Origin of the sequence: Mesorhizobium sp. M7A.F.Ca.CA.002.09.1.1, from assembly GCF_003998555.1 — a bacterium.
Classification (GTDB): Bacteria; Pseudomonadota; Alphaproteobacteria; order Rhizobiales; family Rhizobiaceae; genus Mesorhizobium; species Mesorhizobium ciceri.
Window position 1 is genome coordinate 1 of sequence record NZ_RZRR01000293.1, and the last position, 5,811, is coordinate 5,811.

Here is a 5,811-nt window from a genome sequence, read left to right on the forward strand (position 1 = left end):
ACATTGGCGAGCGAGGTGCCGAGGAACGTCATCATCAGGGTGGTGATGATCTCGTTGACGCCCTGATAGGCACGCAGCAGCGCCGGCACCAGCGACCAGATCATCGCCACCACCATGGCGATGAGGAACGAGCAGACCAGCGCCAGCCAGGCTGGCATGATCTGCACGAACACGGGAGCGCTGGCAGCCGCCGTCACCGCGCCAAGCAGGAACTGGCCGTCGCCGCCCAGATTCCACATGCCGGCGCGAAAGGCGACGATCAGGCCGGCGGCGAGAAACAGCAGCGGCGCCATGCGCGTCAGTGTCTGCTGGATGCCGAGCGGCGAGAACAGTCCCTTCTCCAGCACGAAGCCATAATAGGCCAGCGGGTCGACGCCGACGGCAAGCAGGATACAGCCGGCTATGACCAGCGCGATAAGGATCGGGCCGAGCGTCATCAGCAGCCGATGCAGGATGTCGCGGCGCGTCGCTGCCCCGCTCGTGGCATCGAGTGCGGTGGCGCTGACCGTGGGTGCGGTGTCGATGCTCATGCGGCAAGTCCGATCATCAGGCGACCGACCTTTGTGCGGGCGTCGTCTACGTTCTCGACGGTGCCGACCAAAGCGCCGTCGGCGATGACGGCGATGCGGTCGCACATACCAAGCAATTCCTCGAGGTCGGTGGAGATCAGCAGCACGGCAAGGCCACGCGCCGCCGTATCGCGAATGCGCTGGCGCGACGCCAATGTGTTGGTGAGATCGAGCCCATAGGTCGGCTTGTTGAAGATCACCACCTTGGCGCCTTCAGCCAGTTCCCTTGCCAGAAGCACCTTCTGGATGTTGCCGCCGGACAGCCGCGCGACGGGCGTCTTCAGGCTCGGCGTGCGCACGTCGTATTCGCGCACGAGCTGCGCGGCGCGCTTGTCGATCTCCGCGCGCTGCTCGACGCCGTTGCGCCAGAACGGGGCCGCGCCGACCTGCTTGAGGAAGAAATTGATCGAGACCGGGAAGGTGCCGACAGTGCCCTCGCCCAGTCGGTCGTCGGTCAGGTAGCGAAGGCCGCGCCGGCGGCGCTCGCCGACGCTCAGCGTCTCGATGGCGGCGCCGTCCAGCCGCACCGAGCCGCTTGTGGCTGTACGCTGGCCGGCCAGCGCTTCCGCCAGCTGCTTCTGGCCGTTGCCGTCGATGCCGGCTATGCCGAGGATCTCGCCCGGGCGGATGTCGAAGGAGATCGACGACAGGCCCGGCGCATTGTCCGTCGCCGCTACCGCCAGGTCCGTCACCTGAAGCAGCGGGGCAGCGCCGGCGCGGGCAGTGCGGACAGGACGCTCGACGGCTTCCGGGTCATCCTTCTGCTTGCCGAACATCAATTCCACGATCTCCGAGACGATCTCCTGTTCGCCCAGCGTGCGAAACCGCTCGGGTGGAATCTCGCCGACCTTGCGGCCAAGCTTCAGCACCGAGATGCGGTCGCCGAAGGCAGCCGCCTCCTTGAGCTTGTGGGTGATGAAGACGATCGCAAGGCCCTGCTCGACAAGGCGGCGCATCAGCGCGCCCAGTTCGTCGATACCTTTCGGCGTCAGCATGGAGGTGGACTCGTCAAGGATGAGCAGCCGGCTGTTGCGCAGCATCGCGCGCAGGATCTCGACCTGCTGCTGCTCGCCGAGCGACAACTCCGATACCTTGGCTTGAAGCTTGACGGTGATGCCGAGCGTGCCGGTGATCTCGGCGACGCGCGCCGCCAGTTCCTCGGTCCTGGGGCGCTGCCACCACGGCCCGCCAAGCAGGAGGTTCTCCGCCACCGTCAGCGTCGGCACCAGCATCATGTGCTGGAATACGGTGCCTATGCCGAGTGCCAGCGCATGGCGTGGCGAGGTGATCGGCGTCGGTTTGCCGTCGACCAGTATGCGTCCTTCGTCAGGCTGCTGCAGGCCGGACAACATGCCGATCAATGTCGATTTTCCAGCGCCGTTCTCGCCCAGCAGCACATGCACTTCGCCCGGGCGGATCGACAGGTCGACGCTGTCATTGGCAACGATGCCGGGGAACCGTTTGGTCACGCCTTCAAGCGCGACGATGTCGCGCCCGGCAACGGACGATGAAGAAAAACCGCTCATGAAGCCCAGCACCAAAAAACAGGAATCGTCCGGAGGGGTGAACGGATCACCCCTCCGGCAGCCGACCATGATCGCCTTACTGGGCGACGCTGGTCATCAGTGCCCTTACGGCGGCCGCGTCATAGACCGGCTCGACCTTGATCTTGCCGGAAATGACGTCCTCGCGCAGCGCCTGGATTTCCGTCCAGACATTGTCCGGGATCGCAGCGGTCTTCAGCAACTTGACCGAGTCGTCCTTGAGGCCGATCGTATAGTGTTTGGTGCCGAACGTGTCCGCCTTCAGGTCGGCAATCATCGCCGCATAGACCGGCTCGATATTCCACACCACCGACGACAGCAGGAAGCCCTTGTCGATCGGTGACTTGTCGCCGATGACGTCGATGAAATAGACCTTGCCGCCATCGGCTGCCTTGGTCGTCTCGACCGCCTGCAGCATGCCGAAGCTCGAACCGTTGCCTTGGCCGAAGATGATGTCGGCGCCCGATGCGATCACGCTTTCGGTGACGCGCTTGCCGCCGGCCGCATCGCTGTAGGCGGCCGGGCCGATCACCGCGTAGGTGATCTTGACGTCCGGGTTCTCCGCCTTCACGCCTTGCGCGAACGCCGCCGACTGCGAATTCCACGATGGCGGTTCGCCCGACACCACGATGCCGACCGACTTGGAACGCGACACCTTGGCGGCGAGACGGCCGGCGAGATAGGCGCCCTCGTGGCCGCTCAGCGTATAGTCGGCGACAAGGCCCTTCTCCAGGCCGGCTGGCGTGTCGACGATTGCCACCGGAACTTTCAATTCCTTGGCGATTTCAGGCGCCGAGGTGTTGTAGCCGCTGGCATGCGCGATCAGCAGGCTGGCGCCGTCGGAGGCAAGTTCCCGCAAGGTCGGGCGAACATCGCCATAGCCGAGGCCCTGGGCCACGACCACTTCGACGCCGGCGGCCTTGCCAGCCGCCTTGGCGGCATCGATGCCTTGCTGGTTCCAGCCGTAGTCCGTGCCTTCTTCGGGCGTCAGGATGGCGATCGACTTGACCTCGCCGGCAAGCGCGCCGCTAATCAAGACACCGACTAATATAACTGCACTTACACTGCTCTTAAGAAGCTTTAACATGTTACCCTCTCTGTTGTTTCACCAATCAATATTCTTATTGTTATTGCGCGAAAGCGAGATAGACTGCCTAGGAAAAATTACATTGTGGAGCTCAGGCAAAGTGAAGATCCGTTATGCCCTTCCGGTGATGCTGGCGTTATCGTCCTTCGCCAACGCGGTTGAGTTGCACCATGTCGTCGTCCGCACCGGCACTGACGGGCTCGACATGGTTCCGTTGACGATTTCGAATGCGGGCAGCGAAGGCCTCTCCTGCAACGCCGACTTCGCCCACTGGTATTCGGCCGGGATCGCAACGATCGAGCCGGGCAAGAAGACCCGCGTCGAGCTCTGGTTCGATGCGAAGACCGGCACGTTCACGATCCTCAACGACAAGCGCGAGAACCTGCCCGTCGAGCGGCTGTGGTGCGGTCTGGCGAGCCGAGCATATGCCACCCGCGTGCAGATCACGCTCGACCGCACCGATGCGGCGAAAGGCGAGCGCGATGTGTCCTGCGCCATGGCGCAGGACAGCCTGGCCTGCCGGTAGGCGCTCATTCCCGCGTCCGTTCGAACATCGCGAGCCTCTTATTCCTTTGCCAGGAACGCGTCGGTGAAGACGTCGTCCGCCGACAGAGCCGCCTTGAGCACGCCCTGGTCCGTCAGCGTCTTTAGGGTCTCCTCCCACTGCGTCTTCGTCATCCAGCCGAGACCGTGTTCCTTGGTGTCCGGGCTGGTGAACGTCGAGGCGATGTCGGCATTGATCTGCGCCAGCAGTACGTCCTTCTTGTCCGCATAGCCGGGCGCTGCCTTGGCGGTGATCTCGGCGGCCTCTTCCGGATGAGCCACGACATAGTCGAAGGCCTCCCTATATGCCTTGACGAAGCGGCGCACGACGTCCGGCTTGTCCTTGATCATCGCCTGCGAGGTGAACAGGCCGGAGCCATAGGCTTTCCACCCATAGTCCGCCCCCATCATGATGCTGAGCGAGCCCGGGCCCCCGGCCTTCGCTTCCAGTTCGGGAACCTCCGCATCGATATAGCCGACGACCGTCTGAACCCGGCCAAGCAGCAAATAGCTTTCATAGGGAGGCGAGACGCTGTTCAGCGTCATGTCCTTTTCGGTCAGGCCATTGGCGGCCAGGAAGCCTTTGAAGAAGATGTAGGTGGAACCGGCCGGATGAATGCCGATGGTCAGTCCCTTGAGGTCGGACGGCTTGGTGAGCTTCAGCGTCTTGGCCAGCGAAATGATCCCCAGCGGCGAGTGCTGATTGACGGCTGCCAGCGCCACGACCGGGACATTCTGCGACCGTGCGACGGCAAGCGTGGGAAGATCGCCGAACCCGAAATCCGCGTTCTCATTGCCCACCAGCCGCATCGCGTCCGGCGAGCCGGATCCCTTGCGGATCTCGGCCACATCGATGTCGTTCTTGGCGAAGAAGCCCTTTTCCTTGCCGACGAAGAACATGGCGTGATTGCCGCGCACGACCCAGTCGAGCTGGACGTTGACCTTGTCCGCCGCCAGAGCCGCGCTGGAGAAGCCGAGTGCCGTGACAAACGCCGCGAAGGTAGCGGCCTTGATAAGTGAGCGTCTCAGCATTTTTGTTCCCTTTTATGAATTTGGTTGATCGAGCGGGCCTAGGATTGGCTGAATTTCGGCGCCCACGGCACCACGATGCGTTCTAGGATTTCGGCGGCGTAGTAGAAGGCGATGCCAAGCACGGAAACGAGCAGCAGCGCTGCGAAGACCAGCGCCGTGTCGAGCTGGGTCGACGCGAACTGGATGACGTAGCCGAGACCGTCCGACGCCCCGGCGAACTCACCGACGATGGCGCCGATCACGCTCAACGTGGCGGCGATCTTGGTTCCGGCCATCAGGTTCGGCAGCGAGTGCGGAACGCGGATCCTGAACAGGATCTGCGTCGGGCTGGCCCCGACGGAATTCATCAGCGACAGCAGCGAGCGGTCGACCGATTGCATGCCCGCCAGCATGGAGAGCGTCACCGGAAAGAAGGCGATGACCAGGATCAGGCCGATCTTGGGCGCCAGCCCATAGCCGAACCAGAGGATGAAGATCGGCGCGAGGGCGACTTTCGGCACGTTCTGGAACAGCACCACCAGTGGATACAGCGCGCGTCCCAACCAATCGAAGCGCACGATGACCAGCGCAATGGCAATGCCGACCACGACCGAGACCAGGAAGCCGAACAGGATCTCGCCCGCCGTCACCAGCGTCGCCTGCATCAGCGTGCCCCATTGCGCCACCAGCGACTTCGCGATTTCGGACGGGGCGGGAATGATGAAGGCGGATATGGCAAAGATCCGCACCGCGGCTTCCCACAGCACGATCGTCACCAGCAGGAGGATGACAGCCGGCAGCCAGCTGCCGGTCGCCGCACTCCAGCTGGAGGCGAGGCGCGGCTCGGAAAGGTCGATTATGGGTTGGTCGCTCAAGACGCGCCTCCCGGTTGATGGCTGGAGCGCAGCATCGTTCGCAACTGGACCACCAGCCTGACGAACTCCGGATCTTCGGTGACCGACAGGTCGCGCGGGTAAGGCAGCGCAATGTCGAGGCTCTCGGTGATCCGTCCCGGCTTGATCCCCAGCACATGAACATGGCGCGACAGATGGATGGC

The 5,811-nt window shown here is 63.4% G+C and carries 5 protein-coding genes and 2 pseudogenes; 1 reads left to right on the plus strand and 6 read right to left on the minus strand.

Annotated features, from left to right (window positions below; all coding sequences use genetic code 11):
• The 3 genes and pseudogenes from EN994_RS14780 to EN994_RS14790 all read right to left on the minus strand — a co-directional run.
• Positions 1 to 530: pseudogene (locus EN994_RS14780) on the minus strand (ABC transporter permease); the annotation flags it as partial.
• A complete protein-coding gene (locus EN994_RS14785; RefSeq protein WP_063170327.1) occupies positions 527 to 2,095 on the minus strand; it encodes an ABC transporter ATP-binding protein in 1,569 nt (522 codons plus the stop codon). The gene EN994_RS14785 and the pseudogene EN994_RS14780, both read right to left, overlap by 4 nt.
• Before the next feature lie 76 nt (positions 2,096 to 2,171).
• On the minus strand, positions 2,172 to 3,200 hold the full coding sequence (locus tag EN994_RS14790) for a BMP family protein (RefSeq protein WP_063168892.1): 1,029 nt from the start codon (positions 3,198 to 3,200) through the stop codon (positions 2,172 to 2,174).
• Positions 3,201 to 3,300: 100 nt separating this feature from the next.
• Here EN994_RS14790 and EN994_RS14795 point away from each other — a divergent pair, with 100 nt between their 5' ends.
• Positions 3,301 to 3,726 (plus strand): hypothetical protein, encoded by a 426-nt coding sequence (locus EN994_RS14795; protein ID WP_063168893.1) that lies wholly within the window; start codon positions 3,301 to 3,303, stop codon positions 3,724 to 3,726.
• Between the two features lie 38 nt (positions 3,727 to 3,764).
• Here EN994_RS14795 and EN994_RS14800 read toward each other — a convergent pair whose 3' ends face one another.
• The 3 genes and pseudogenes from EN994_RS14800 to EN994_RS14810 form a co-directional block, all read right to left on the minus strand.
• The gene (locus EN994_RS14800) at positions 3,765 to 4,775 is read right to left on the minus strand and encodes an ABC transporter substrate-binding protein (protein ID WP_013529865.1); all 1,011 of its coding nucleotides are present in this window, start codon (positions 4,773 to 4,775) and stop codon (positions 3,765 to 3,767) included.
• A gap of 38 nt (positions 4,776 to 4,813) precedes the next feature.
• The gene (locus EN994_RS14805) at positions 4,814 to 5,629 is read right to left on the minus strand and encodes an ABC transporter permease (protein ID WP_013529864.1); all 816 of its coding nucleotides are present in this window, start codon (positions 5,627 to 5,629) and stop codon (positions 4,814 to 4,816) included.
• Positions 5,626 to 5,811, minus strand: a pseudogene (locus tag EN994_RS14810) (ABC transporter ATP-binding protein); the annotation flags it as partial. The pseudogene EN994_RS14810 and the gene EN994_RS14805, both read right to left, overlap by 4 nt.

Bases quoted from the DNA above. Each gene is read 5' to 3' on its own strand.
- EN994_RS14785 (WP_063170327.1), bottom strand. From the start codon at position 2,095: ATGAGCGGTTTTTCTTCATCGTCCGTTGCCGGGCGCGACATCGTCGCG.
- EN994_RS14790 (WP_063168892.1), bottom strand. From the start codon at position 3,200: ATGTTAAAGCTTCTTAAGAGCAGTGTAAGTGCAGTTATATTAGTCGGT.
- EN994_RS14800 (WP_013529865.1), bottom strand. From the start codon at position 4,775: ATGCTGAGACGCTCACTTATCAAGGCCGCTACCTTCGCGGCGTTTGTC.